Origin of the sequence: Actinomyces sp. Marseille-P3109 (assembly GCF_900323545.1) — a bacterium.
Lineage (GTDB): Bacteria > Actinomycetota > Actinomycetes > Actinomycetales > Actinomycetaceae > Actinomyces.
In genome coordinates this window covers 311176-335375 of record NZ_OOHN01000008.1, presented here as the reverse complement: position 1 = coordinate 335375, position 24200 = coordinate 311176, and the positions used below count along the sequence as shown (strand labels likewise).

The 24200-nt window shown below is 67.4% G+C and carries 19 protein-coding genes; 4 read left to right on the top strand and 15 right to left on the bottom strand.

Annotated features, from left to right (window positions below; all coding sequences use genetic code 11):
- Positions 1 to 126 precede the first annotated feature (126 nt).
- Positions 127 to 798, bottom strand: a complete 672-nt coding sequence (locus tag BQ8008_RS01650; protein WP_108832526.1) for a response regulator transcription factor — start codon at positions 796 to 798, stop codon at positions 127 to 129.
- Positions 795 to 1931 (bottom strand): sensor histidine kinase, encoded by a 1137-nt coding sequence (locus BQ8008_RS01645; RefSeq protein ID WP_234415175.1) that lies wholly within the window; start codon positions 1929 to 1931, stop codon positions 795 to 797. The genes BQ8008_RS01650 and BQ8008_RS01645 overlap by 4 nt, the downstream gene beginning before the upstream one ends.
- A 192-nt stretch (positions 1932 to 2123) precedes the next feature.
- Between BQ8008_RS01645 and BQ8008_RS01640 the strand changes: the two genes are divergently transcribed.
- From BQ8008_RS01640 to BQ8008_RS01630, 3 genes are read left to right on the top strand one after another with little or no spacing between them, the layout of a single operon-like run.
- Positions 2124 to 3107 carry an ABC transporter ATP-binding protein gene (locus tag BQ8008_RS01640; protein WP_108832524.1) on the top strand — a complete coding sequence of 328 codons (984 nt, stop codon included), beginning with the start codon at positions 2124 to 2126 and terminating at the stop codon, positions 3105 to 3107.
- Position 3108: 1 nt separating this feature from the next.
- The gene (locus BQ8008_RS01635) at positions 3109 to 4251 is read left to right on the top strand and encodes an ABC transporter permease (RefSeq protein WP_108832523.1); all 1143 of its coding nucleotides are present in this window, start codon (positions 3109 to 3111) and stop codon (positions 4249 to 4251) included.
- Positions 4238 to 5422, top strand: a complete 1185-nt coding sequence (locus tag BQ8008_RS01630; protein WP_108832522.1) for an ABC transporter permease — start codon at positions 4238 to 4240, stop codon at positions 5420 to 5422. Before BQ8008_RS01635 ends, BQ8008_RS01630 begins: the two co-directional genes overlap by 14 nt.
- On the opposite strand, the gene BQ8008_RS01625 is transcribed toward BQ8008_RS01630, so the two are convergent.
- Positions 5411 to 6454, bottom strand: a complete 1044-nt coding sequence (locus BQ8008_RS01625) for an aldo/keto reductase (protein ID WP_108832521.1) — start codon at positions 6452 to 6454, stop codon at positions 5411 to 5413. The genes BQ8008_RS01630 and BQ8008_RS01625 overlap by 12 nt on opposite strands.
- 468 nt (positions 6455 to 6922) lie before the next feature.
- Complete coding sequence (guaA, locus tag BQ8008_RS01615) at positions 6923 to 8509, bottom strand: glutamine-hydrolyzing GMP synthase (RefSeq protein WP_108832519.1); 1587 nt, start codon at positions 8507 to 8509, stop codon at positions 6923 to 6925.
- A 496-nt stretch (positions 8510 to 9005) separates the two neighbouring features.
- Here guaA and BQ8008_RS01610 point away from each other — a divergent pair, with 496 nt between their 5' ends.
- Positions 9006 to 9278, top strand: coding sequence for a hypothetical protein (locus tag BQ8008_RS01610; RefSeq protein WP_108832518.1), 273 nt, complete (start codon positions 9006 to 9008; stop codon positions 9276 to 9278).
- Between the two features lie 490 nt (positions 9279 to 9768).
- On the opposite strand, the gene BQ8008_RS01605 is transcribed toward BQ8008_RS01610, so the two are convergent.
- The 11 genes from BQ8008_RS01605 to BQ8008_RS01555 form a co-directional block, all read right to left on the bottom strand.
- On the bottom strand, positions 9769 to 10935 hold the full coding sequence (locus BQ8008_RS01605) for a zinc-binding dehydrogenase (RefSeq protein WP_108832517.1): 1167 nt from the start codon (positions 10933 to 10935) through the stop codon (positions 9769 to 9771).
- Positions 10936 to 11096: 161 nt separating this feature from the next.
- On the bottom strand, positions 11097 to 12377 hold the full coding sequence (locus tag BQ8008_RS01600) for an MFS transporter (RefSeq protein WP_108832516.1): 1281 nt from the start codon (positions 12375 to 12377) through the stop codon (positions 11097 to 11099).
- A gap of 237 nt (positions 12378 to 12614) precedes the next feature.
- On the bottom strand, positions 12615 to 12821 hold the full coding sequence (locus BQ8008_RS01595; RefSeq protein WP_108832515.1) for a hypothetical protein: 207 nt from the start codon (positions 12819 to 12821) through the stop codon (positions 12615 to 12617).
- Positions 12822 to 13173: 352 nt separating this feature from the next.
- On the bottom strand, positions 13174 to 14628 hold the full coding sequence (locus BQ8008_RS01590; protein ID WP_108832514.1) for a sugar porter family MFS transporter: 1455 nt from the start codon (positions 14626 to 14628) through the stop codon (positions 13174 to 13176).
- 195 nt (positions 14629 to 14823) lie between these two features.
- Entirely contained in the window at positions 14824 to 15696 is an 873-nt protein-coding gene (locus tag BQ8008_RS01585) for a sugar phosphate isomerase/epimerase family protein (RefSeq protein ID WP_108832513.1), read from the bottom strand.
- Positions 15697 to 15998: 302 nt separating this feature from the next.
- Positions 15999 to 17009, bottom strand: a complete 1011-nt coding sequence (locus tag BQ8008_RS01580; RefSeq protein ID WP_108832512.1) for a Gfo/Idh/MocA family protein — start codon at positions 17007 to 17009, stop codon at positions 15999 to 16001.
- A 76-nt stretch (positions 17010 to 17085) separates the two neighbouring features.
- Positions 17086 to 18015: a sugar phosphate isomerase/epimerase family protein gene (locus tag BQ8008_RS01575; protein WP_021609704.1), complete on the bottom strand. Its 930-nt coding sequence runs from the start codon at positions 18013 to 18015 to the stop codon at positions 17086 to 17088.
- A gap of 396 nt (positions 18016 to 18411) precedes the next feature.
- On the bottom strand, positions 18412 to 19905 hold the full coding sequence (locus tag BQ8008_RS01570; RefSeq protein WP_108832511.1) for a CoA-acylating methylmalonate-semialdehyde dehydrogenase: 1494 nt from the start codon (positions 19903 to 19905) through the stop codon (positions 18412 to 18414).
- A 376-nt stretch (positions 19906 to 20281) separates the two neighbouring features.
- On the bottom strand, positions 20282 to 22189 hold the full coding sequence (gene iolD / locus BQ8008_RS01565; protein WP_108832510.1) for a 3D-(3,5/4)-trihydroxycyclohexane-1,2-dione acylhydrolase (decyclizing): 1908 nt from the start codon (positions 22187 to 22189) through the stop codon (positions 20282 to 20284).
- A 54-nt stretch (positions 22190 to 22243) separates the two neighbouring features.
- A complete protein-coding gene (gene iolB, locus BQ8008_RS01560) occupies positions 22244 to 23158 on the bottom strand; it encodes a 5-deoxy-glucuronate isomerase (RefSeq protein ID WP_108832509.1) in 915 nt (304 codons plus the stop codon).
- 124 nt (positions 23159 to 23282) lie between these two features.
- Positions 23283 to 24197 (bottom strand): Cgl0159 family (beta/alpha)8-fold protein, encoded by a 915-nt coding sequence (locus BQ8008_RS01555; RefSeq protein WP_108832508.1) that lies wholly within the window; start codon positions 24195 to 24197, stop codon positions 23283 to 23285.
- Between the last annotated feature and the right edge of the window lie 3 nt (positions 24198 to 24200).

Here is a 24200-nt window from a genome sequence, read left to right as displayed (position 1 = left end):
CTAACGAACGCGGCGCGCGCCGGCTCCAGCCCGGTCCTCGACCTGTGGTGGGACTGAGGCACGCCTGCCAGGCCGGTGGGCCACCCCATTCCAGCCGTCCACATGGCGTCCGGCTACCGATCACCCTTAGTGGGCCTGAGCGGAGCGGTAGTACATGACTGCGACCTGGGTGCGGTTGCGCAGGCCTAGCTTGGCCAGGATCGCGCTGATGTGGTTGCGCACCGTGCCCTCACTCATGAACAGCCGCGCCGCGGCCTCGGCGTTGTCCAGTCCCTCGGCCACGGCCTCGACCACCTCGTACTCGCGGTCGGTCAGGGCCGCGAAGGCCGTGCTCCGCGGGTCCTGATGCCCCCGGCCTCGGTCCGCCCCAGTCACCGGTGGCCGGGCGTTGAGCCCCATGGTGGCGCTGCGCTCGAGCACCTCCCCCTCCAGGACGCACACCCCGGCCATGACGGACCGCAGCGCCGGGGCGACCTGGGCGACGTCCTGCTTGATGAGGTAGCCGCGCGAGCCCATCTTGAGGGCACGCACGATGTACTCGTCGTCGGAGAAGGTGGTCAGGAAGACGATGCGCGCCGTCGGATCCTCGGCCAGGATCCGCTCGGCCGCGCTGAGTCCGTCGCCGCCGGGCATCTGGATGTCCATGAGGAGGATGTCGGGAGCCAGCTCCCGGTAGCGCTCGATGGCCTCAGGTCCCGACCCGCCCAGGCCGACGACATCGACGTCGTCCTCGACCGACAGGATCGTGGACAGGGCCTGGGCGACGAGCGCGTCGTCATCGACGATGAGGACCCTCATGATGCTCCTTCTCTCCCTTGTCCGTTCTTGGGGATCGTGGCGAAGACCGTGAACCGCGGCCGCGGGGTGATCCGCACCCTGCCGCCCAGGGCCTCGACCCGCTCGGTCATGGAGCGCAGGCCGAGGCCGGCACCCTCGCCACCATCCACGGCCGGCCCGCCCGCCGCGGGGACGACGCCGTCATTGTCGACCGTGACCTGCCAGAACGCAGGGTAGTCGGTGACCGCCACTCGGGCCGAGTGGGCCCTACCGTGGCGGGCGGCGTTGGTCAGGGCCTCGCGCACGACGGCAACGACGCAGCGCGCCACCGCCGGTGGGGGCTCGACGTCGGTGGAGCAGTCGACGCTCACGGAGTCGATGCCGCAGCGCGAACCCAGCAGGTTGAGGGAGGTGGCCAGCTCCTCGCCCTCGTCGGACAGGGCGTGGACGGAGCGGCGCATGGAGTCCAGGGCCTCATCCAGGCCACCGTCCAGGGTAGTGAGGTCGGCGACGACGCCCGGCGCGTCCCGGTGGACGACCTGGAGGGCCTTGACCTGCAGCAGGAGACGGGTGAGGAGGTGCCCGACGCCGTCGTGGATATCGCGCGCGATCCTGGTGCGCTCGGACAGGGCGGCGGCGCGCAGCTCGTGGTCCTGGGCCTGAAGCAGCTGGGCGTTCGTGTCCTGCAGGGTGAGGACCTTCTCGCGCAGATCATCACGCACTGAGTGCAGGCTCATCCGCACCGTCTCCTCCTGGAGGGTGCGCAACGCGAGGAGGGCCGCGAGCGCACAGAACACCAGAGCGAGGGCCAGTACCGGTGTCCTCGGCACCTGTCTGGCAACAACGGCAGTGAACAGAAGGCCACTGATCGCAGCCACCACCCGTGCGTGCCGGGTACCGAGCACGCCGAGGCGGGCCAGGCCGTAGACGACCAGCGGGGCCCCGACCACGGACGCCGTCGTGAGGGTTCCGAGCAGGAGGTAGGCGGCGGGCATCACGATCGCCCAGCGGCTCCGGTCGGCAAACATGCCCATCCCACTGACAGCCACGGCACCGAGCAGCCAGACCACGACGACCGTGTCCGTCTCCACGGTGAGCAGGGCCAGCAAGACACAGCCGCACAGCAGCACGCCGTTGTCGACCAGGACCTTCACACCTCGATTATCGACGATCACCGGCGCTTTCAAACCCGTCAGGCCGATCCGGTGGCCCTGTTGACGGATCTCATGACAGAAGTCATGGCTGCCCGCCCAGGTCATGACGGCAGGCACTTCTGGTCGCCACCGTCCCCGCAGGAACATGGGAGTCATGAGCCGGGGGACACCGGCGGGAAGAGAGGAACCGAGATGGAAGTCAAGGACGGGGCCAGGGATACCGGCCCGGCTGTGGAGGTCGGATCCCTGGTCAAGCGCTACGGGGAGCTGGTGGCGGTGGATGGCCTCTCCCTGAGGATTCCGCGCGGTCAGGTGCTGGGGCTGCTCGGGCCCAACGGATCGGGCAAGACGACCACGATCAGCTGCATCCTCCAGCTGCTCACCTACGACAAGGGCTCGATCCGCGTGTTCGGCGAGCCGATGACGCCCACTGCCTACGGGCTCAAGCGCCGTATCGGCGTGGTGCCTCAGGAAGTGGCCGTCTTCGACGAGCTCACCGTGGCGGAGAACGTCGACGCCTTCTGCGCCCTCTACGTGCGCGACCGCGCCGAGCGGCGCCGCCTGGTGGCCGAGGCGATCGCCTTCGTTGGCCTGGAGAAGTTCGTGAAGTTCAAGCCCAAGAAGCTCTCCGGCGGCCTGCTGCGCCGTCTCAACATCGCCTGCGGCATCGCCCACGGCCCCGACCTCATCATCCTGGACGAGCCCACGGTCGCCGTCGACCCGCAGAGCCGCAACGCGATCCTCGACGGCATCAAGCGTCTCAACGAGCACGGCGCCACCATCATCTACACGAGCCACTACATGGAGGAGGTGGAGCAGCTGTGCCACCGAATCGTCATTATGGACCGCGGCCGTCAGGTGGCCTCCGGAACCTCCGACGAGCTCAAGGCCATGATCGGAACCGGTGAGCGCATCCGGGTGGAGGTCGTCGACCCCGCTCCCCCGGGTGAGGAGACTCTGGAGGGTCTGCGCCGCCTGGAGCACGTGCGCACAGTCACCTACCAGGACGGCGAGGTCCTCATCGAGTGCACCTCCGGGGCGCACAACCTCTCCGACGTCATGAGGGCACTGAATGCGGCGGGAGCGACCTGCGGCCGAGTGACCTCCGAGCCCCCGACCCTCAACGACGTCTTCCTGGAGATCACCGGGCGGGCCCTGCGCGACGAGGCGGCCTGACATGCTGACCGTCTTCTTTTACCAGGTGCTCAGGCTCCTGCGTGATCGCGTCCTGCTCGTGTGGACGCTCGGCTTCCCGATCGTCATGTCCCTCATGTTCATGGCGATGTTCTCCAACCTGGACAAGGACTTCGAGGCCACCCCCATCAGCTTCGGCGTCGTCCAGGACGAGGCCTACCGGGCGGCTCCCGGCCTGGACGCCGTCATCGAACAGATCTCCGCCGACGACGCCGATCCCCGCCTTATCACCAAGGTCACCCACTCCACCGCATCTGAGGCCCAGGCCGCCGCGACACGCGGGGACACGAACGGCTACCTCGCCGTCGAGGACGGCGATCCCGTGCTGCACGTGACCCAGAAGGGCAATGAGGCCGAGACGACTCAGGTACTCCGGGTGGTCATGGACTCCTACACCCAAAAGCGGGCCGAGCTCGAGGCCGTCATCAAGGCCGGGGTTCCGCCGGAGCAGACAGCCGCCCTTCAGGTCGACCACTCCTTCACCCACTCGATCTCGGTAACGCCGAGTCCCGTCAAGCCCGCAACCCGCTACTACTTCGCGCTGCTGGCCTTCGCCAGCGGCATGGGCATGACCGTCACCATGACCACGGTGCAGAGCATCATGGCCTCCTCTCCTCTGGGAGCCCGCCGAACCCTGGCGGGTCTGCCGCGGTGGAAGGTCCTCACCTCCACGCTCGCGGCCTCCTGGGTGTGCGTCCTGGCCTGTCTGCTCATCGCCTTCGCCTTCATCGCCACGGTGGTGGGTGTGGACTTCGGGCCTCATGTGTTGCTGTGCCTGGTAGCGGTCGGGGTGGCCAGCCTCATGTCGAGCGCTGCGGGCGCCGCACTGGGCGCCTTCAGCAAGATGGGGGTCGGGATGGTCTCCGCGATCAGCTGCTTCCTGTCGCTGTTCACCGGCTTCTACGGACCCTCAGCCCTATCCCTGGCCAACGCCGTTGAGCTCCATGCCCCACTACTGGTACAGGCCAATCCCCTGTGGCAGGCAGCCCGTTGCTTCTACGGGCTGCTCTACTACGACTCCCTGGAACCCTTCACCCGCAGCTGCTCAGTCCTGCTGGGCATGACATGTCTGTTCCTCACCATCGCCCTGATCCGTGCCAGGAGGATGAACCATGAGCACCTTTAAGACGTCGCTGAAGATCGTGGCGGCCCATCGGATCTACGTCCTGGTCTACCTGGTGGTGCTGTCTCTGTTCGGCCTGAATGTGGGAGCCGCTCGGACCGAGGACACGTCCAACCAGGTCAAGGAAGCCACGGCGAGTGTGGCCGTCATCGACCGCGACGGATCCACGATCTCCCGGGGGGTCAAGGACTACGTCGAGTCCGTCGGCGAGGTTCAGCCGCTGGAGGACTCCAGGCAGGCTATTCAGGACGCCACCGCGCAGAACCGCATCAGCTGCATCCTCATCATTCCGGCCGGATACGGGCAGCGGCTCCAGGAGGCCGCTCGCCAAGGCACCGAGCCTCCCCGGATGGACACGGTCATCGGATACGAATCGGCCGCGGGGTCACTGATGAACGCGCGCACCGACTCCTACCTGGGACAGGTCACTGGCTATCTCTCAACGCTCACCGACGACCCTGCCCGTGCCGTCGCCCTGGCCAAGGAAACGATGAACCACTCCGCCCCCGCCAAGCGGATCGCCCAGGACGCGACGCCGCTGCCGCACAGCCTCGTCGTCTACACCATGTTCTCCTTCTACCCGATCATGGCCTTTGCGATCGTCGCGATCTCAACGCTCATGACGTCGCTGGGGCGCCGGTCAGTCCATTCCCGTCTCATCGCGGCACCGGTGAGCAGCAGATCCCGCAGCCTCGGGACCATAGGGGCCTGCCTCATGATCGGCCTGGTCGGGTGGCTGTGGATCTTCGGGCTGGGAGTCGCGAACCTCGGGACCAGTGCCGTGATGACGTCGGCCCCGCTGCTGGGAGTCGTCGGTGCGGCCTTGGGCGCCTACATGCTCGTGGCGGTCTCGCTCGGCTTCCTCCTGGGTCAGGTCGGCCTGGGGCAGAACGCGGCCAGCGCGGTCGCCAACATCGGTGGCTTGGCCATGTCCTTCCTGTCGGGGGCGTGGGTGTCCACCGAGTGGCTGCCCGACGCCGTCGTCCAGGTCGCCAAGTTCACCCCCGGCTACTGGGCGGCCCAGGCGATCTCCGGTGCGTACGACGCGACCTCCATGTCCGCCGACGTCATTCGCCCGCTGCTCGTCGACTGCGGGATCTGCGCCCTGTTCGCCGTCGCGGTCCTCTCCGTGGCCATGGCCGTTGGCCGCACTCGGGCGAGGTCATCGCTGTAAGGCGCCCTGCCCGGCGTCCGTCACCCGATCGGTGGTGGAGCCGGGCAGCACGGTGTCCCCCGGCCGGGCGATCGGGCCTACGAGCTCGTGGGCCCGGTACGGCTCCTCGAGGAAGGCGACCTCCTCCTCGGTGAGACTCAGGTCCAGGGCCCGCACGGCATCGTCAACCCGGCTCGGACGCGAGCAGCCGACGATGGGCGCGGCCACGCCCTTGGCCCACAGCCAGGCCAGGGCGACGTCGGACATGGCCACCCCACGGCGCCCGGCAAGCTCGGCGACGCGCTCGATGATGGGCATATCGGTCTCGCGCTCGCGGTCGTACTTGCTGCGCATGGTGGAGTCGGTGGTGGAGCGCACGGAGTCGGAGTCCCAGGTGGGGCGCGTCAGGTGCCCGGAGGCCAGCGGGCTGTAGGGGGTCAAGGACATGCCGTACTGGCGGCAGACGGGAATCATCTCCCGCTCGTCCTCGCGGTAGAGCAGGTTGTAGTGGTTCTGCATGGAGGAGAACCGGGTCCAGCCGTGAGCGTCGGCCACCGCCTGCATGTTGTGCAGCTGGTAGGCGTACATGGCTGATGCCCCCAGGGCCCGCACCCTCCCGGAGCGCACGAGGGAGTCGAGGGCCTCCATGGTCTCCTCGATCGGGGTGACGTAGTCGAAGCGGTGGATGATGTAGAGGTCGAGGTAGTCGGTTCCCAGGCGCCGGAGGGTGGCGTCGATCTCTCGCTCGATGGCCGCGCGCGACAGGTGCCCCTCGTTGAAATAGACCTTGGAGGCCAGCACCACGTCGTCGCGCTTGACGCCGAGGTTCTTCAGCGAGGCGCCGATGAACTCCTCGCTCGTGCCGTGGGCGTAGACGTTGGCGGTGTCGATGAAGTTGACGCCCAGCTCCAGGGCGCGGGCGATGACCGCCTGGGTGGCCTCCTGGTCGATGACCCACTGGTGGAAGTCCGGGAAGACCTTCCCGAAGCTCATCCCTCCGATGCACAGCCGGGGGATGGTGATGTCCGTGGTGCCGAGTCGGGTGTAGTCCATCGTCTGTCCTTTCGGATTCCAGCGTCTCGCGGGTCTCGACGACGGCAAGGAGACGACCGTCGATGAGCTATGAATGATCTGCCTCACCGGGCGCTCGATTGCGACGCTACCACGGCGTTGTCCCCACAGCCTTTCAGCAGGGTGGCCCAATAAGAACCTGGTACGGGCGAGGGAGGGCGTGGAACAGGGGCCGGTTTCAGCACTGGGTGCCACCGCTGCGGGCCTCGGCCCAGCCGTGCAACTGCTCCCACCTACCTCTGTGGCCACAACCCGGCAGGCCCACTCCCAAGGTCCCGGAGCAAGCGACGTCGGGGTCGGCCGCCACTGCGGCAACCGCCCCCGACACGGAAGGCAAACCCGAACGATACTTCACGGCAACGAAGGCCTTGTTGCCAAGCAGCCCGGGGCGAACCGCCAGGACTCCGTCCTGCGCACCGTCGACGCGAACCGCTCGGACAACGTTTCCCGTCACTCCCACTCGATGGTGCCCGGGGGCTTGCTCGTGCAGTCGAGCACCACCCGGTTGACCTCTGGTACGGAGTTGGTGATCCGGTTGGAGATGCGCGCCAGGACGTCGTAGGGCAGTCGGGTCCAGTCGGCCGTCATGGCGTCCTCACTGCTGACCGGCCGCAGAACAATGGGGTGACCGTAGGTGCGCCCGTCACCCTGGACGCCCACGGAGCGCACGTCGGCCAGCAGCACCACCGGGCACTGCCAGATCTCGCCGTCGAGCCCGGCGGCGGTGAGCTCCTCGCGGGCGATGGCGTCAGCGGCCCGCAGGACGCGCAGGTTCTCGGCCGTCACCTCGCCGATGACGCGGATGCCGAGCCCCGGCCCGGGGAAGGGCTGGCGGGCGACGATCTTCTCCGGCACGCCCAGCTCGCGGCCGATGGTGCGCACCTCGTCCTTGAACAGCTCGCGCAGCGGCTCGATGAGTTGGAAGTCGAGGTCCTCGGGCAGGCCGCCGACGTTGTGGTGGCTCTTGATATTGGCGGCGCCCTCTCCCCCGCCGGACTCGACGACGTCGGGATACAGAGTCCCCTGGACCAGGAAGCGGATCTCGCCGCCCTCGGCGCCGACGGCCTCGACGACGCGGCGCTGGGCGGCCTCGAAGGAGCGGATGAACTCCCGGCCGATGATCTTGCGCTTGGCCTCCGGCTCGGTGACGCCGGCCAGGGCGCTCAGGAAGCGCTCGGTCTCGTCGACCGTGATGACCCGGATGCCCATGCCCTCGGCGTAGTCGTGCTCCACCTGCTCGCGCTCGCCGGCGCGCAGCAGGCCGTGGTCGACGAAGATGCAGGTGAGCTGGTCGCCGACGGCGCGGTGGACGAGGGCGGCGGCCACGGATGAGTCCACTCCCCCGCTCAGGCCGCAGATGACGTGGGCGTCGCCCACCTGCTCGCGGATGCGGGCCACCTGCTCGTCGATGATGTTGTCCGGGGTCCACGTGGCCGGCAGCCCCGCCTCCTTGTGCAGGAAGTTGACCAGCGCGGCCTGCCCGTGCTCGGAATGGAGCACCTCGGGGTGCCACTGCAGCCCATAGAGGCGTCGCTTCGGGTTCTCGAAGGCGGCTACCGGCGTCTGGGAGGTGGAGGCGGTGACGGTGAAGCCCTCGGGGGCGGCCTGGACCGCGTCGCCGTGACTCATCCACACCACCTGATCGTCCGGGGTGCCGTCGAACAGGCAGGACCCCTCCTCCACGCGGGCAGGGGTGTGCCCGTACTCGCGAGTGCCCGTGCGCCCGACCGTTCCACCCAGCGCCTGGGCCATGGCCTGGAAGCCGTAGCAGATGCCCAGGACCGGGACCCCGGCGTCGAAGACGGCCGGATCGACGGACGGGGCGCCGTCGGCGTAGACCGACGACGGACCGCCGGAAAGGATGATGGCCGCCGGCCGCCTGTCCAGCATGGCGGCAGCATCCATGGAGTGGGGCACGATCTCGGAGTAGACGCCGGCCTCGCGCACACGGCGGGCGATGAGCTGGGCGTACTGCGCACCGAAGTCCACCACGAGGACAGGGCCGACGGCGCTGGAAGAAGTCTGGCTGGTCGTCACCCGAACAGGATAGCCGGGGCGGCAGCGAGTCGCCTTCTGCCCTGCCGTTGCACCCAACTGAGGCCGCCCACGAAGACGACCGGACAGTCATGCGACCACGCCCGGCAATGTCGTGCAGTCGACGCTACTCACAACAGGACTAGACCAGTGGGGTACGTCGCACTCCTGCATCACAGGTCACGTTCCCAGATCAAAACCACCATAACGCATAGCCTCTCCGAGTTCCCATCGGGGCCAGCAATGCCCTCCATGACGCCATATCCGACCATACGCATCTGCGACAGAACCGCAGCCCTCCCAGTGATCCCCTGTGATCCACAAGTCGCCAACGCAACACACGTCACGACCCTTTGTCTAGACAATCGGATGGAGCGTTCCTAGAGTTCTACTCGACGGAGAAACCTCCGTCCGGCCCACGGGCTGCACACCGTCGTGCAGGGACGCACGACTGGTAGTCAGGCGGACCTGCTCGACACACATCGAGAGGAACACTCACATGACCACTACCATCACCGAGCGCCCCACCGAGACCGTCGAGACCACCGATGCGGCCACCACCACCCAGGCGACTGCCACCTCCATGCAGGCCGAGGCCAACCGCCTCACCTTCGCCGTCGCCATGATCGCCGTCATGGTCGCGGTCATGGTCATGGCCGTCGTCGGCGCCGTCACCGGCATCCCGACCCTCATGTTCGCCGCCGCCATCCTGGCCGCGATCACCATGGGCGTGGGCATCTACACCGGCATCAACCTCCTCGAGGCCCGCTGAGCGTAGAAGTCTCTAACGAGCTCGCCTGAGCTCACCACCGGGTCCGGACCACGCATCACGAGCAACACAGGCCCAGGATCCAGCCCAGCAGGGCACAGAACAACGAGGCTGCGCGGCCAAGGAAGCCCGCGCAGCCATGGCAACCCGAGGGGCACCGCACAGAGGCGGCGCCCCTCTTCTCATACCCGCCCCTCCTCGCGACGAGGAAGTCACCCCTAGCCGAATGAGGGAAAGAACGACCGAGATGTCCAAATCGGATACAAAGGCGGGTTCCAGGTTCACACTGCCAGAAAGAAACCGCATGACTCCGCGGTTCCGTTGACGGCCTGATCGGGCCACGGGCTCCTTCGTCACCGATTTGGACACGGAGCGCGTCCGACCTCGGCTCGGAAAAGACATTGCGCCTCCTGCTCAAGCCGCAAGGCCCGAGCAGGAGGCGCAATGCTGAGGAGGTGCGAGCACCCCGACGGTCGGGGCCTACCGCCAGGGACTACAGCGCCATGTCGACGACGGCGCGCCCCTGAATCTCGCGGTTACGCAGGGCGGTGTAGCCGGCACCGGCCTCCTCAAGCGGCAGGCGGCGCGAGACGACGTCGCGGTAGTTGATGACCCCCTTGTCGGCCAGGTCGACGACGGCGGGCAGGTCCTGACGGGTGCGCGCCCCGTAGGAGCCGAGGATCGACTGCGAGCGACGCACGGTGCGGTTGATCTCCACACCGGCCGTCTGCACGCCGGCCCCCAGGCCGATCGGAACCATGCGGCCGCCGTCGGCCAGGACGTCCAGGGCGGTGGTCCAGGTGGCCGGGATGCCCAGCGCCTCGAAGGAGACGTCGACGCCCTTGCCGCCGGTGAGCCGGAAAACCTCCTCGCGGGCGTCCTGGGTGACGGAGTTGACCACGGCGGTGGCCCCGTAGTCGAGCATGGGGGCGAGCTTATCGTCGTCGACGTCGATGGCGATGACCTGGCTGGCCCCGAAGGCGCGGGCGATCTGGACGATGTTCGTGCCCACGCCGCCGGTGGCGACCACGGCGACGGTCTCCCCGTAGCGCAGGTCGGCGCCGCGGCGCACGGCCCCGTAACCGGTCATCGCGGCGCAGCCCAGGATGGCCGCCGGCACCATGTCGATGGAGTCGGGCACGGGGGCCACGGCGGTGGAGGGGACGACCGCGTACTCGGCCAGACCGCCCATGGAGTACATGGCCACCGACTCACCGTCGGGGGTGGCCAGGCGGGTGGTGCCGTCGTAGAGGACGCCCTTGAGGCGGTTGAGGTCGAAGAAGGGGCCGCACAGCTCGTCGCGCCCTGAGGCGCAGGCGTCGCACTGACCGCAGGGCATGAGGAAGCCCCCGGCCACCTTCTGCCCGATCTCCAGGCCGGTGTGCTCGTTGCCGGGGCCGAGCTCCACGATGGTGCCGGAGACCTCGTGGCCGAGTACCGCCGGCAGCGGGAAGGCGATGGCGCCTCCGATGACGTGGAGGTCGGAGTGGCACAGCCCGCAGGCGGCCACCTTGATGAGGACCTCTCCGCTCTTGGGGCGAGGAGTGCGCAGAGTCTCCATCTCCAGACCGACTTCGTGGTCCCGCAGGACCGCGGCCTTCATGGTCTCGGGGATGGACTCGGTTGTCTCTGAGGCCTGGACTGCCTCGTTGCTCGTCATGCTCAGGTACCTCTCTGTCAGGTGTCGACGGCGTCGGACCGTCGGGCGGCCTCCTGCGGCCACACCCCCACCATACGATATTTGTCCTGACAAATCATAGGTCCGAAGTCGGATGCGGCGATTTCTCTCGTGTGTGTGCGTGCCCGCGCGCTCCACTCATCTCAGACCTTCAGCTCCCGCGGCAGCCGCAGGAGCACAACGACGACGCTGACCAGTGACAGTGTGAAGGCCACCCAGTACAGGACGGACGTCCCGAAGTGGATCACGACGAGCAGTGCTGAAATGAGGACGCCGGCGCGCGCCAGGGCGCCTCCGGTCGCCGAGGCCCGCCGCTGGGCCTCGACCAGCCACGGCGGGATCCGTGGGTCGATCGCCCCCTGACAGGCCGGCAGGACCAGCACCGACTGGCTGGCCACGAGGATCGTCAGCGACACGACGACGGTCCAGGCTCCTCCCACTCCCCCGAGAGTCAGGCCGGTGACCAGGAAGGTCGCTCCCATGACGGCGACGACGGCGCCCAGCACCACACGAAGGAAGCGCAGTTGGTCGGTCCGGGTCACCAGTGCCAGGGCGAGGAGGCCCAGCCCCACCCAGATCGCGGCGCCGGTGGCGATCGCACCGGCTCCGAGCCCGAGCTCGGCCACGATCAGCGGCGCGAGGACCAGGGCCGCCGCACCCAGAGGAGCCTCCTGGGCGACGATGAGGACGGCTCCGGTCAGTACGGCGGCACGTACCTGGGGCACCCGTAGGTCGGCGGGGGTCAGAGCCTGCTGCTCCTCCATCATCTCGGCATCCAGGCGGGTCCAGTCGATGGCCACGGAGGCCTCCAGGATTCCGTGCAGGCGGCGCAGCACCTCGAAGGCCTCGACGTCGCGGTCCTGCCGCACGAGCCAGACCGGGCTCTCGGGCAGACGCAGGGCGCAGACCAGGTAGGCCAGTGCGACACCCACAACCATCACCCAGGCGGTAGGGGTCCGAGCCGGGCTCCACCAGGACGCCAGCACCACGATGCCCGCCCCGGCAGGACCGAGGGCCATGGCCTGCGGCATGAGACGCTTGTGCCCCTTCAAGGAGAGCTCGTGGCACACCAACGGGGCGACGACGAGCACCCCGCCCGCCGCCAGGCCCACCAGCCCGGCACCGATGAGGGCGGGGATGCCGTCGAGCCCGGCCGCGAGTCCCGCCCCCGCCGAGGCCAGCACGGCCACGATCAGACCGGTTCGCCGTCGACCCAGGTGCCGGACGAGCGGCCGGCCACCGAGGGTCCCCAGAACCATGGCCACACCGACGACGCAGACCGGCGCCAGCGCGCCGCTACGGGCGTCCGCCACGACAATGGCAAGAGCCCCCTCGAGGGACCCAAGCAACAGACCTGCCGCCCATGCGTACAGGAGGAGGCGAACCGGGGCGGACGGCGCGCTGCGCAGTGAATGCAGGTTCATAGACCAGCCTCGATCCTATGGGGTAGTTGAGTGGGCGGGGCGGCGTCGTTGCCGGTGTTGTGGGGCTGAGTGTGGCATGTGGGCGTGGCGGTCATGTCAACAGCCTCGAACACTAACGATGTACGCACATGACAGGCCATCGCATGACCCACAACCTTCTTAGTGCAGGAGTCCAGAACGATCGCAAGATGGATAACCCCGGCCCACGCACTGATATAGGTGATGTCCCTACACCACTTACGCCCCGGCGCCTCGGCGACGGGAGTCCCGATTGACGAGGTCCGGGCCCCGGTCGAGGTCCTCGACCGGGGCGGCGGTGGTCACCTTCGGCCGCGGCTGGGCGGCTTGAATACCCAGGGCAGGCATGACGGAGCGGATGGCCGCCCTGTCAGTCAGCTCGCACCGCCTTCCTACCCAGGAGCGATTGGATTCTGCGGCATCCATAGGTGCCGTCGGAGTCCTCAATAATATTCTTGATCATCACCCTCAGCTCCTCCCTCCTGATGGCCGTCTGCGACTGAGGCCGGTCGCGCCAGGACTAGTAACCGGACTTCGACACTCCTGACCAACGGCACATCGAGGAGATGGGATAACGGCCTTCTTGGCGGTTGATCAGCTCGTAGCGCTCGGTCACGATCGTTCCTTCACAGGTGATCTCACGCACGACTTGGGCCTAACAGCTCCTCCGAGTACGTCGCTGCTGGCACGGCCTCCATCCTACCGGCTCACAGGAAGAAGAACTCCCCCAGTCCGAGAAACACCACGCACCCCAGGTCGAGGCGATAGCGGCTCCGAGCTACTTGCCGCGCTTGAAGATCTCGCCGCTCATGACGTCAGTCTCCAGCTGCTCCAGAGTACGGCCCTTGGTCTCGGGCACGCAGGCGAAGACGAAGAAGAAGGCGATGGCGTTGAGAACAGCAAAGACGACGAAGGACATGGACAGCCCGATGCTCGCGATGACGCTGGCGAAGAACAGGCCCAGGAAGGAGTTGGTCATCCACAGCACGAAGACCGACAGCCCCATACCGAAGGCGCGCATCTTAAGCGGGAAGATCTCCGAGAGCGTCACCCAAGTGGCCACGTTAAGGCACAGCTGCATTGAGCCGACGAAGAACACGATGAGTGCCAGCAGCACAAAGGGCTTCGCGCCGCTCTCCGGCAGCAAGCCAGCTGCGGAGGCGATGAGCACGTGCGTGAACGCGACCAGGCCGTAGCCCCACAGGAAGGTCTTGCGGCGGGAGAACCGGTCCATCATCTGCAGGGCGACGATTGCGGCGAGCACCGAGATGGCGGCGGGGGCGATATTCGCAATCAGGGCCGCGCCCGTGCTGAACCCGGACTCCTCCAGCACCCTCTCACCGTAGTAGAGGATGGAGTTGATACCCGTGGTCTGCTGGAAGAAGCCGATACCACAGCCGACGAGGACGATGCACACCAGATTCTTATTGGAGAAGATCTCCGAGACCGACATGTTCTGCCGGCCGGCCTCCTCCTTGCTGATGGCCTCGATCTCTGCCAGCTCGGGCTTGGCCCGCCCCTCAGGCCTGAGGCTGTCGAGGATCTTGAGGGCCTCCTCCTCGCGCCCCTTGTCAGCCAGCCACCGCGGTGACTCCGGCAGTCGGGTCACCCCCAGCAGAAGAAGGATCGCGGGGACAGCCGCCAACGCAAACATGACACGCCACACCCAGGGGTACTGCTGGCCCCAGACATTGCCGATGATGGCGTTCATGATGATGGCCAGGAGCTGGCCGGTCACGATCATCATCTCGTTGCGGCCAGCCAGTGATCCACGAATCTCATAGGGGGCGAGCTCGGCCAGGAAGACCGGTACGACAACAGAGGCCGCGCCAACGGCGAGCCCCAGGACAATACGACCGACCGCCAGCATGAGCAGATTGCCGGAAACGACGACGATGACCACGCCCACGATGAACATGGAGGCCATGACAGTGATCGTGGCCTTACGTCCGATCCTGTCGGAGATCCGTCCCCCGGTCAGGGCACCGACTGCGCTGGCAAACAGCAGTGAGCTGACCGCGATGCCAAGGCCGAAGTCAGTGAGATCCAGCTGGTCGGGCCGGACCATAAAACTCTGGGCACCGTTGATGACGCTGGTGTCGTAGCCGAAGAGCAAACCGCCCAGCGTAGCGATCAGGGCGACGACGGTCAGACGGGCGCGATAGGGACCCGGCGTGAGCGGGGGCAACTTGACAGCACCGCCTTGTGCGGCGGCAGTTGGGCTGTGTGACACAGTGACTCCTTTGTCGGTTCAAGAGATGGCGCCAACGCTAACGCGTTCAGCGAGCAAATGACAGGACAAATTATGCTGGATGATTCGTCCCACTTTTCGCTATTAATAAATGGAAGTGTCGGATTCAGGGCTCTCAGAGGACGGGACGCGAGTCAGTCGCCTCGCAGCTCACAGGGCGACCGACCCCACCAGGGCTCAGGCGCCCAGCTCCTCGGTCAGCCGGGCCAGCACTCGGCGATTGATGTCGTCGGCGTGCTCGTGCCAGCCGAAGACGCAGACGGAGAGCACGCCGTCGAAACCGATGTCACGCAGCGTGGAGAAGACGGCGTCCCAGTCGACCTCGCCGTTGCCGACCTCGTTGTGCTGGTGGACGGTAACGTCGGCGCCGGGCGGGTTGACGATGTACCGGTTGCCGTCGTTGGCACGGTGGTTGAAGCCGTCGGCGATGTGGACCTCGCGCAGCTTGCCGGCCTCGTGGGCGGTGCGGATCATACGCTCGACGTCGCCGGCGCCGTCGGAGAGGTGGAAGGCGTGCGGGCAGCAGAACTCGTAGCCGATCCAGTCCTTGTTGACCGCGCGCACCAGCCCCAGGGCCGGATCGTGCAGCTCGACGAAATCGTAGGGGTGGGCCTCCATGTTGAGCCGGATGCCGTAGCGCTCGAAGTCGGGGATGAGCTCCTCGATGGAGCGGAACCACTGTTCCTCGCTGCGGCGGGCCTGGTTGCGGTCCCCGGAGAACTCCGAGGTGATCTCCCGGACGTCGATCTGGTCGGCGAGCTCGAGCAGACGGCGCCAGTTGGACACCTGGGCGCGCCGTTCCTCCTCGTCGGGCGAGGACCAGTTGAAGACGGGATTGAGAGTGCGCACCTTGACGCCCGTCTCCTTCTGGGCCTTATTGAGCTCGGCGACAAAAGCGTCGTCGGCGGCGGGGCGGTGGTGCCAGAAGTGGAAGTCCGCGTTGGGTGAGAGCTCAACGTACTCGAAGCCCAGCTCTGCGGCCTTGTAGAGCGTACGCACCGTGGGCATGGTGCGGTAGTACATGTTCGGATCAAGGGCGATGTCTACCAAGGAGGTCTCCTCTCGGGCGCCGACAGCCGTGTCGACACCCCCATAATGTCATGACAATAGCGTCGTGGGAAGTAGTTGAGGCCAGTATTTTTAAATCCTTCGACGGCGTCGCAGACTCATGCCGTCCTACCGCCGAAAAGTCGTCATCCTGGGAGGCGGGGACGGACACCTCCCAGGACGAACGCGGCGGGTGGAACCCGTCGTCGTCCACCAGATGAGGCCACTGGGGCACTGGCGAACACGCAGCAATCGCGAACGCACCGGCAGCCGACTACATCGGAGAGGACGACGACGGGGGCTTGTCAGGAGTAGAAGGCGGGCTTGGCGATGAGCTTGACGTCGACCATCGGCGAGGACTCGTCCTCCAGCGAGGCGACCGCCGCGTCGACCACGGAGGTGGCCGCGTAGCCGTCCCAGGAGGTCGAGCCGGTGTGATCATCGCGGGCCACGGCATTGATCCACTCCTGCACCTCACGGTTGAAGGCGTCCTCGAAACGGTCGATGTGCGACTGGCACATGGCGTTGCGGTTGCCGTGGATATCGCGGATGTGGATCCGCTCCTGGTCGCCCAGCCGCACCGCGGCGGTCTCGAGCACGAGCTCGCACTCGATGGAGTAGGCGTACTGCAGGTTGACGTTGACCTCGTCATCGATGCGCACGCCGGACTCGGTGTACATCACGACGACGACCGGGTCGATGAGGTGGTCGAAGCGGTGAGTGGTCGACTTGGGGCGCTCGACGCGCACCTTGACGATCTCCTCACCCAGGAGCCAGCGCATCGTGTCGATCTCGTGGATCGCCGTGTCGTCGATGGCCATGCGGGAGGTGTAGGACTCCGGCACGGTGGGGTTGCGGTGACGGTTGTGAACCAGGAGGGCCTGGCCGTTCTCGCCGTCGTCGAGGACCTTCTTCATCTCGTTGTAGGCGGCGTCGAAGCGGCGCATGAAGCCCACGGTGACGAGCTTCTTGCCGGCCTTCTGCTCAGCCTCGATGATGGCGATGCAGTCCTCGGACGTGGTGGCCAGGGGCTTCTCACATAGAACGTACTTGCCGGCCTCGATGGCGGCGATGACGTCGGGGGCATGAACCTTGCCGAAGGTGGCGATGAGGACGGCGTCGACGTCGGGGTCGGCGATGAGCTCAGCCCCGCTGCCGTAGGCCTTGGCCCCCAGGGGCTCGGCCACGGCCCTGGCGCCCTCGAGATTGAGGTCGGCCACGGCGACGATCCTGCCGCCGGCCAGCTCGTTCTCAATGCGCTCGACGTGGGCACGACCCATGCCGCCGGCGCCGATGAGTCCGATGCGTACAGTCATGATCTGTCTCCTCGTTGAGGTGGTGTCAGTGGTGAGTCAGTGATGAATCAGTGGCATACCGGACGACTGAAGCGTCTCAGGCCAGTCCCAGGCCGCACTCGGCCAAGTACTTGCGCATGTTGATGGCATTCTGCTTGGGGAAGGAGGGGTCGCAGGGGTAGCAGTCCTGCTCGCAGATCGCGTAGATCGGCTTGTCCAGGGCCGCCAGGGCGTCGACGAACTCGTGCATCTCGGGCAGGCCGGCGGGCGGGCAGACCGAGGCGCCCTTGGTGACGGCCTCGCCGAAGGGCCAGTCCTTCTCGTGGGCCTCGCGGGTGATGTCCTCGTCGAAGGCCTTGATGTGGACGTAGGTGATGCGCTCGGGGTACTTCCGACACAGCTCGACCGGGTCGCCGCCGCCGTAGACGACGTGCCCGGAGTCCAGACACAGGTTGACGTAGGTCGGGTCGGTGGCGTCGAAGATGCGGGCGATCTCCTCGGGGGTCTCGATGTGGGAGTCGCCGTGGGGGTGGAGGACCATCTTGAGGCCGTACTCGTCCAGGAGCATCTGCCCCAGGGCGTTGGCATGCTCGACGTAGAGCTTCCAGGCGTCGTCGGACAGGACGCGGTCGTCGGTCCACTCCCAGGTCTTGTCGTCCCGATAGAGCGGGGGCAGGTGGACGATGTACTCGGCGCCGACGGCGGCGTGGGTCTCGGCGATGGCGCGGAAGGTCTTGAGCGTGGTCTCCCAGGCCTCCTGCTTGTGCAGGATGCCCCAGCCGGTACCGGCGACCACCCTCATACCGAACTCGTCACACCACTTCTGGAGCTCCTTGGGGTCGGTCGGGAAGTAGCCGAAGGGGCCGGTCTCGATGACCTCGAAGCCGGCCTCGGCCATCTCCTCCCAGGCCTGACGGGGGTCCATCTGCTTGGGGTCCTCGGGGAACCAGACGCCCCACTGGTCGGGGCAGACACCGATGGTGAGCTTGGAGTACTTGGGGTCGTTGGTGTTGACGGCTTTGGACATCGTTGTCTCCTTCGTGAGGCGTTCTCCGAATCGTTTCGGATGTGACATCCACTGTACTCTCCCGCCGACCAAGAATCTAGGGCTTTGTACTAACAAAGACGTCTGATCTTTGGCGACCCCACCACTCGCCGGAGCCTCGGAGCCCCCCTCCTTCCGCCCCCAGGACGCACTGCGCCGACTCCGATTGGGGACGTACCTTTCGCATGACGACTGCGTTTTGTCCAGGATGACTGCGGTCAGGTTGTCGCCGTCCTGCATGAAAGTACGTCCCCAGCACGAATCGCAGTCCCCAACACGAGCACGCGGACGCACCGTAGGGCTCGCGGACTCATCCTGCAGGATCAGTCTTTGAGGCCTATGGTGCGTCCGCGACGGTGGGTGGCGGAGCGGCCGCGCTTACTCCTCGCGCTGGAAGGACATGGTCGCGGAGTAGGTCTTCTCCGAGGGCCAGCGGCTGGTGACCGCCTTGGCACGGGTGTAGAACCGCACGCCCTCGGGGCCGTGGATGTGGGTGTCGCCCAGGAGCGACTCCTTCCAGCCGCCGAAGGAGTAGTAGGCCACCGGCGTCGGGATCGGCACGTTGATGCCGACCATGCCGGCCTCGACGTCGAGCTCGAAGCGGCGGGCCACGCCGCCGTCGTTGGTGAAGATGGCCGCACCGTTTCCGAAGGGCGAGGAGTTGACCTGCTTGATGGCCTCCTCGTAGGTGTCGGCGTGGACGATCGCGAGCACCGGTCCGAAGACCTCCTCGGTGTAGAGCGAGGACTCCAGGGGGACGTTGTCCACGATGGTCGGGCCGAGGAAGTGGCCCTTCTCGTGACCGGGAATCACCAGCGGGCGGCCATCGAGGACGATCTCGGCGCCGCGGGACTCGGCGTCGTCGATGAGGCCGGTGATGAACTCCTTGGACTTGGCATCGATGACCGGGCCCATCTCGACGCCCTCATCCATGCCGTAGCCGACCTTGATCTTCTCGGCGTGAGCCTTGACGCGGCGGGCCAGGTCCGGGCCGCAGCCGCCCACGGCCACGACGACGGGCAGGGCCATGCAGCGCTCGCCGGCGGCCCCGAAGGCGGCGGCGGAGATGTGCTGGGCGGCGAAGTCCAGGTCGGAGTCGGGCATGACGATCGCGTGGTTGTTCGCCCCGCCCAGGGCCTGGACGCGCTTGCCGTGGGTGACGCCGGTGTTCTGGACGATGTGAGCCACCGGGGTGGAGCCCACGAAGGAGATCGCGTCGATGCCGGGATGCTCGAGGACCTTGGAGACCATGGTGCGGTTGCCGGAGACGACGTTGAAGACGCCGTCGGGCAGACCGGCCTCCTTGTAGAGCTCGGCCGTCAGCAGCGCCGCCGAGGGCGTGGCCGAGGCCGGCTTGAGGATGAAGGCGTTGCCGGTGGCGATGGCGACGGGGTGCATCCACATGGGCACCATGGCCGGGAAGTTGAAGGGGCAGATGCCGGCGACGACGCCGACCGGCTGGCGCAGGGTGTGGATGTCCACGCCGGTGGAGATGTCGGAGGAGTACTCGCCCTTGAGAGCCACGTTGATGGCGGTGGCGAAGTCAAGGGTCTCGCGGCCGCGCTGGATCTCGCCGACCGCGTCGGAGTAGTTCTTGCCGTGCTCGGCCACGATCATCCTGGCCATCTCGTCCTGGTGGTCCAGGACCAGCTGACGCATTCGGAACATGATCGCCGTGCGCTTGGCCAGCGAGACCTTGGCCCACTCCTTCTGGGCACGGCGGGCGACCTCGACGGCGTGGTCGAGGTCGGCGTCGGAGGCCTGAAGCAGCTCTGCCTCAACCTCACCGGTTCCAGGGTTCTCGACGGCGAAGCGGCCGATCGGAGTGCCCTCATACGGCTTTCCATCGATCCAGTGCGCAATCGTTCTCATCGTTATCGACTCCTGATTGTCGGTTTCGCGGGCCCGTCCCCGCCTATGGGGTCGACCGGACACAACCCCGACCAAGGTCTCAGAGGCGGACCGGCCGGGCGCCCAGCGCCTTGCATGTGCCCCCAGCCTAACGTCCTAGACGGCGGATGACGTCATTTTGTCAGAACATAATGGGGGCGTTGACCACATCGTGATCTTCCCGGGTCTCCCCTGCGTCCCCGACGACGCCGCGAGTGCCCACGCCAAAGGCCCACGTACACGGACCAGGGCAGACGACGGGATCCACGGCCTTGACCGCCGTGGACCCCGCCGTCGCGGTTGGCGCAGGAGCTGCGCGCCGTTCCGCGTCCTACCTGCGATCCCTCCAGGTAGTGGCTTACAGGTAGTGACGCTGGGGCTTGCGGTCGCGCTGGTAGTCCTCATAGGCGCGCTGGGTGGACTCCAGGGCGGAGACACCCGAGACCGGGACGTCCCACCAGCTCGACCCGGGCGGGTTGGGGCCGTAGAGGTCGGTCTCGATGTGGATCATCGTGGGACGCTCGGAGGCCTCGGCCTTGCGGTAGGCCTCCTTGAACTCCTCGATGGTGTGGACCTCGAGGACGTCCAGCCCCCAGGAGCGTGCGTTGGCGGCGATGTCGACGCCGTCGATGACCTGCTCGTCGGCCAGGTGGCTGCCCTCGCCGCGCTGGCGGTACTTGGTGCCGAAGCGCTGGGAGCCGCGGGACTCCGACAGGGCCCCGATGGAGCAGAAGCCGTAGTTCTGCAGCAGGACGTAGATGACCTTGATGTTCTCCTGGACCACGGTGGCCAACTCCATGGGAAGCATCTGGTAGGTGCCGTCACCCACGATGGAGACCACCTCGGCGTCGGGCCGGGCGAGCTTGACACCCATCGCGGCGGGCACCTCGTAGCCCATGCAGGAGAAGGCGTACTCCACGTGGTACTGCAGCGGGCTGCGGGCCTGCCACAGGGCCTGGAGGTCGCCGGGCATGGAGCCGGCGGCGTTGATGACCACGTCCTCCTCGCCCATGAGCTCGTTGAGCGCGCCGAAGACCTCGGTCTGGGCGGGCAGGGGCCCGTGGTCCAGGTGGTAGCAGCGCTCGGTGGCCTTGAGCCAGGCCTCCTTCTCCGCGGTGATCTCATCGGAGTAGGCCGCCTCAACGCGGTAGTCCGCGAGCGCCTCGGTCAGGGCGGCCAGGGCCTCGCGGGCGTCGGCCACGACCATCTCGGCGCTCTCCTTGGCGGCGTCGAAGGGGGCGACGTTGATGTTCACGAACTTCACGTCGGGGTTCTTGAACTGCGTCTTGGAGGCGGTGGTGAAGTCGGAGTAGCGGGTGCCCACGCCGATGATGAGGTCGGCCTTGTCGGCGATGTGGTTGCCGGAGTCGCACCCGGTGGAGCCCACGCCGCCCACGGCGCTGGGGTGGTCGAAGTTGATGGCGCCCTTGCCGGCCTGGGTGTCGCCCACCGGGATGCCGGTGGCGGTGGCCAGGGCACGCAGCTCCTCACTGGCACCGGCGTAGATGGTGCCTCCGCCGGCGATGATGAGGGGCCGCTTGGCGGCCTTGATGAGCGCGACGGCACGTTCCAGCGCGGCGGGCTCGGGCACCGGGCGGCGCACGTGCCACACGCGCTTGCGGAAGAACTCCACGGGCCAGTCGAAGGCCTCGGCCTGGACGTCCTGGGGCATGGCGATGGTGACCGCACCGGTCTCGGCGGGGTCGGTGAGCACGCGCATGGCGTTCAGGAGCGAGGGGATGAGCTGCTCGGGGCGGTTGATGCGGTCGAAGAAGCGCGAGACGGGCCTGAAGGCGTCATTGACCGAGACATCCAGGCTGGTGGGGTCCTCCAGCTGCTGAAGCACGGGGTCGGGAACGCGGGTGGCGAACTGGTCGGAGGGGAACAGCAGCACCGGCAGGCGGTTGGTGGTGGCCAGGGCTGCACCGGTGACCATGTTGAGGGAGCCCGGGCCGATGGAGGCCGTGCACATGTAGGTCTGGAGGCGGTTGGTGGTCTTGGCGAAGGCGGCGGCCGCGTGCACCTGCCCCTGCTCGTTGCGGGGCATGATGTAGGGCATCTCCTGCTCGCCGTCGGCGCGGGCGATCTCGTTCTGCAGGAGGGCCTGACCGATGCCGGCCACGTTGCCGTGGCCGAAGATACCGAAGGCTCCGGCGATGAGGCGCTGCTCGACGCCGTCGCGCTCGGAGTACTGGTTGGACAGGAAACGGATGGTGGCCTGCGCAACCGTCAGGCGGATCGTGCCGGCGTAGGCTTCGTTGCTCATCGTTTTTCTTCTCTGCTCTTCTCGGGTTGTGATGGGGGCGATACGGCGGAGCGGCTAGTCGTTCATGGGGGTCATGGGCAGGCGCGGGTCGACCTCCTGCCCCTCCCAGGTCTGGCGCACCCAGGTGTGGTGGGGGTCGTCGGTCATGAGCCACACGGAGTCCTCGGCGGGGCCGGCCATGACGTTGAGGTAGTAGAGGTCGTAGCCGGGGGCGGCCACGGAGGGCCCGTGGTACCCGTAGGGCATGACGACGACGTCGCCGCCGCGAACCTCGGTGCACACGTCGATGTCGTGGCCGGGTGAGGGGTAGATGCGCTGGAGCGCGAAGCCCTCGGCATCGCCCTCGCCGGAGCGGACCTCGTAGTAGTAGATCTCCTCAAGAACCCGCTCGACCTCGGAGTGCTCGTCGTGCTTGTGGGGCGGGTAGGAGGACCAGTTGCCCCCGGGGGTGAGGACCTCGCAGGCCAGCAGGTGCGAGGTCTCGACGTCGTTGCCCAGGGCGTAGTTGTTGACCTGACGCGAGGAGGGGCCGGCGCCGCGCAGGCCGGTGCCGACCTCGGAGCGCGGGCAGTAGCGCAGCGGCTTGTCGGTGGTCGCCTTGGAGCCGGGCAGGGCGATGCGGGCGCCACCGGCACTGGTGAGGGTCACCTCGGTGCGGCGGGGTACGTAGACGTAGTCGGTGATGTCGGTGAAGACCGAGTCACGTCCAGCGACCTCGAAGCGCTCGCCGCCGGCCTGGACGCTGCAGCCTCCCGACAGGGGCAGGACGAGGTACTCGTGCTCGCCAGCGGGCACGGTCAGGCTGCCTCCGGGGGCGAGTGCCACCACTCGCAGGGAGGACCACTCCCAGCCGGCCCGTTCGGGGGTGAGGTCGAGCTCGTAGCTGTCGTGGGCGAGATCGCCGGCGCGGATGACGTAGCGGGAGTTGCCCGACGTCTCGGGCTGGTCGGGGCGGTGGGTGTGACCCATGGCGGTGCTCCTTTGGCTCCTGGGTGGTACTCGTGCGGATTGTCTCGTATGTGCGGCCCGGCCGGGGCCGATTGACGGTGGCTGCGGGCCGGGGCGGCGGTCCGCGTGCGGGTGCGTCAGGCGCTCACAGCAGGGCGACGGCGGCGTCGACGGCGGCCTCGACGTCGTCGTTGCGGGGGTACAGCAGGGAGCGGCCCACGACCAGCCCCCTGACGTTGGGCAGCTCGAGGGCCGCGGCCCAGGATGCCCGAATGGCCTCGGGGTCGGCTGAGACCTCGCCGCCCAGAATGAGGCTGGGCAGGGAGGTGGAGGCCATGACCCGCCGCATTGAGGCGGGCTCGCTCACGCAGGGCAGCTTGAGCCAGGTGCGGGCCGAGCTGCGTCCCAGCGCCTGGGCGATGCAGATGGAGCGGATGACCGCCTGCTCGCTGAGGTCGTTGACGATGCGTCCGTCCTCCCACCGGGAGATGAAGGGCTCGATCATGGCGTTCAGCCCCCGTGCGGACAGAGAGTCGATGGCCTTGGCGCTGGCCTTCAAGGTCGCGGCGCTGGCCGGGTCGGCGTAGTTGATGCGGGTGAGCATCTTGCCGCCATCGAGGTGTGAGGCCTCGATGCCCTCGGCGTCATAGGCGCCGAAGCGATCGTCCATCTCGAAGGAGGAGCCCTGGAGGCCGATCCGGTTCATCGAGCCCCACACGAGCTTGCCGTCCAGAGCGCCCAGGAGCGCCAGGTCCTCGATGATCTCAGCGGTTCCGAGGAAGCCGTTGACACCGGGGCGAGACAGCGCCGCCACGCAGCGCTGGAGGAGGTCCTCGCGGTCGGCCATCGCCAGAGGCCGCTCGCCAGCTCCCAGGGCCCCGCGGGCGGGGTGGTCGCAGGCGATGACCATGAGGCGTCCGGCCCCGGCCAGGTCGGCGCGGGGGCGCTGGGCAAGTACCCGCCCGATACGGCCGGGGTCGGTGGCTCGGATCTCGGTGACAGCGTCCGTCAGTGGCCTGGGACCGCCGCCGGAGGCGGAGGGAGTGGGGGTCGTGCTCATCGG

Excerpts from the sequence above, each read along its gene's own strand:
- BQ8008_RS01555 (WP_108832508.1), bottom strand. The coding sequence starts at position 24,197 with ATGAGCACGACCCCCACTCCCTCCGCCTCCGGCGGCGGTCCCAGGCCA.
- BQ8008_RS01635 (WP_108832523.1), top strand. The coding sequence starts at position 3,109 with ATGCTGACCGTCTTCTTTTACCAGGTGCTCAGGCTCCTGCGTGATCGC.
- BQ8008_RS01650 (WP_108832526.1), bottom strand. The coding sequence starts at position 798 with ATGAGGGTCCTCATCGTCGATGACGACGCGCTCGTCGCCCAGGCCCTG.
- iolD (WP_108832510.1), bottom strand. The coding sequence starts at position 22,189 with ATGAGCAACGAAGCCTACGCCGGCACGATCCGCCTGACGGTTGCGCAG.
- BQ8008_RS01575 (WP_021609704.1), bottom strand. The coding sequence starts at position 18,015 with ATGTCCAAAGCCGTCAACACCAACGACCCCAAGTACTCCAAGCTCACC.
- BQ8008_RS01640 (WP_108832524.1), top strand. The coding sequence starts at position 2,124 with ATGGAAGTCAAGGACGGGGCCAGGGATACCGGCCCGGCTGTGGAGGTC.
- iolB (WP_108832509.1), bottom strand. The coding sequence starts at position 23,158 with ATGGGTCACACCCACCGCCCCGACCAGCCCGAGACGTCGGGCAACTCC.
- BQ8008_RS01625 (WP_108832521.1), bottom strand. The coding sequence starts at position 6,454 with ATGGACTACACCCGACTCGGCACCACGGACATCACCATCCCCCGGCTG.
- BQ8008_RS01595 (WP_108832515.1), bottom strand. The coding sequence starts at position 12,821 with ATGGATGCCGCAGAATCCAATCGCTCCTGGGTAGGAAGGCGGTGCGAG.
- BQ8008_RS01580 (WP_108832512.1), bottom strand. The coding sequence starts at position 17,009 with ATGACTGTACGCATCGGACTCATCGGCGCCGGCGGCATGGGTCGTGCC.
- BQ8008_RS01630 (WP_108832522.1), top strand. The coding sequence starts at position 4,238 with ATGAGCACCTTTAAGACGTCGCTGAAGATCGTGGCGGCCCATCGGATC.
- BQ8008_RS01570 (WP_108832511.1), bottom strand. The coding sequence starts at position 19,905 with ATGAGAACGATTGCGCACTGGATCGATGGAAAGCCGTATGAGGGCACT.
- BQ8008_RS01610 (WP_108832518.1), top strand. The coding sequence starts at position 9,006 with ATGACCACTACCATCACCGAGCGCCCCACCGAGACCGTCGAGACCACC.
- BQ8008_RS01600 (WP_108832516.1), bottom strand. The coding sequence starts at position 12,377 with ATGAACCTGCATTCACTGCGCAGCGCGCCGTCCGCCCCGGTTCGCCTC.
- BQ8008_RS01605 (WP_108832517.1), bottom strand. The coding sequence starts at position 10,935 with ATGACGAGCAACGAGGCAGTCCAGGCCTCAGAGACAACCGAGTCCATC.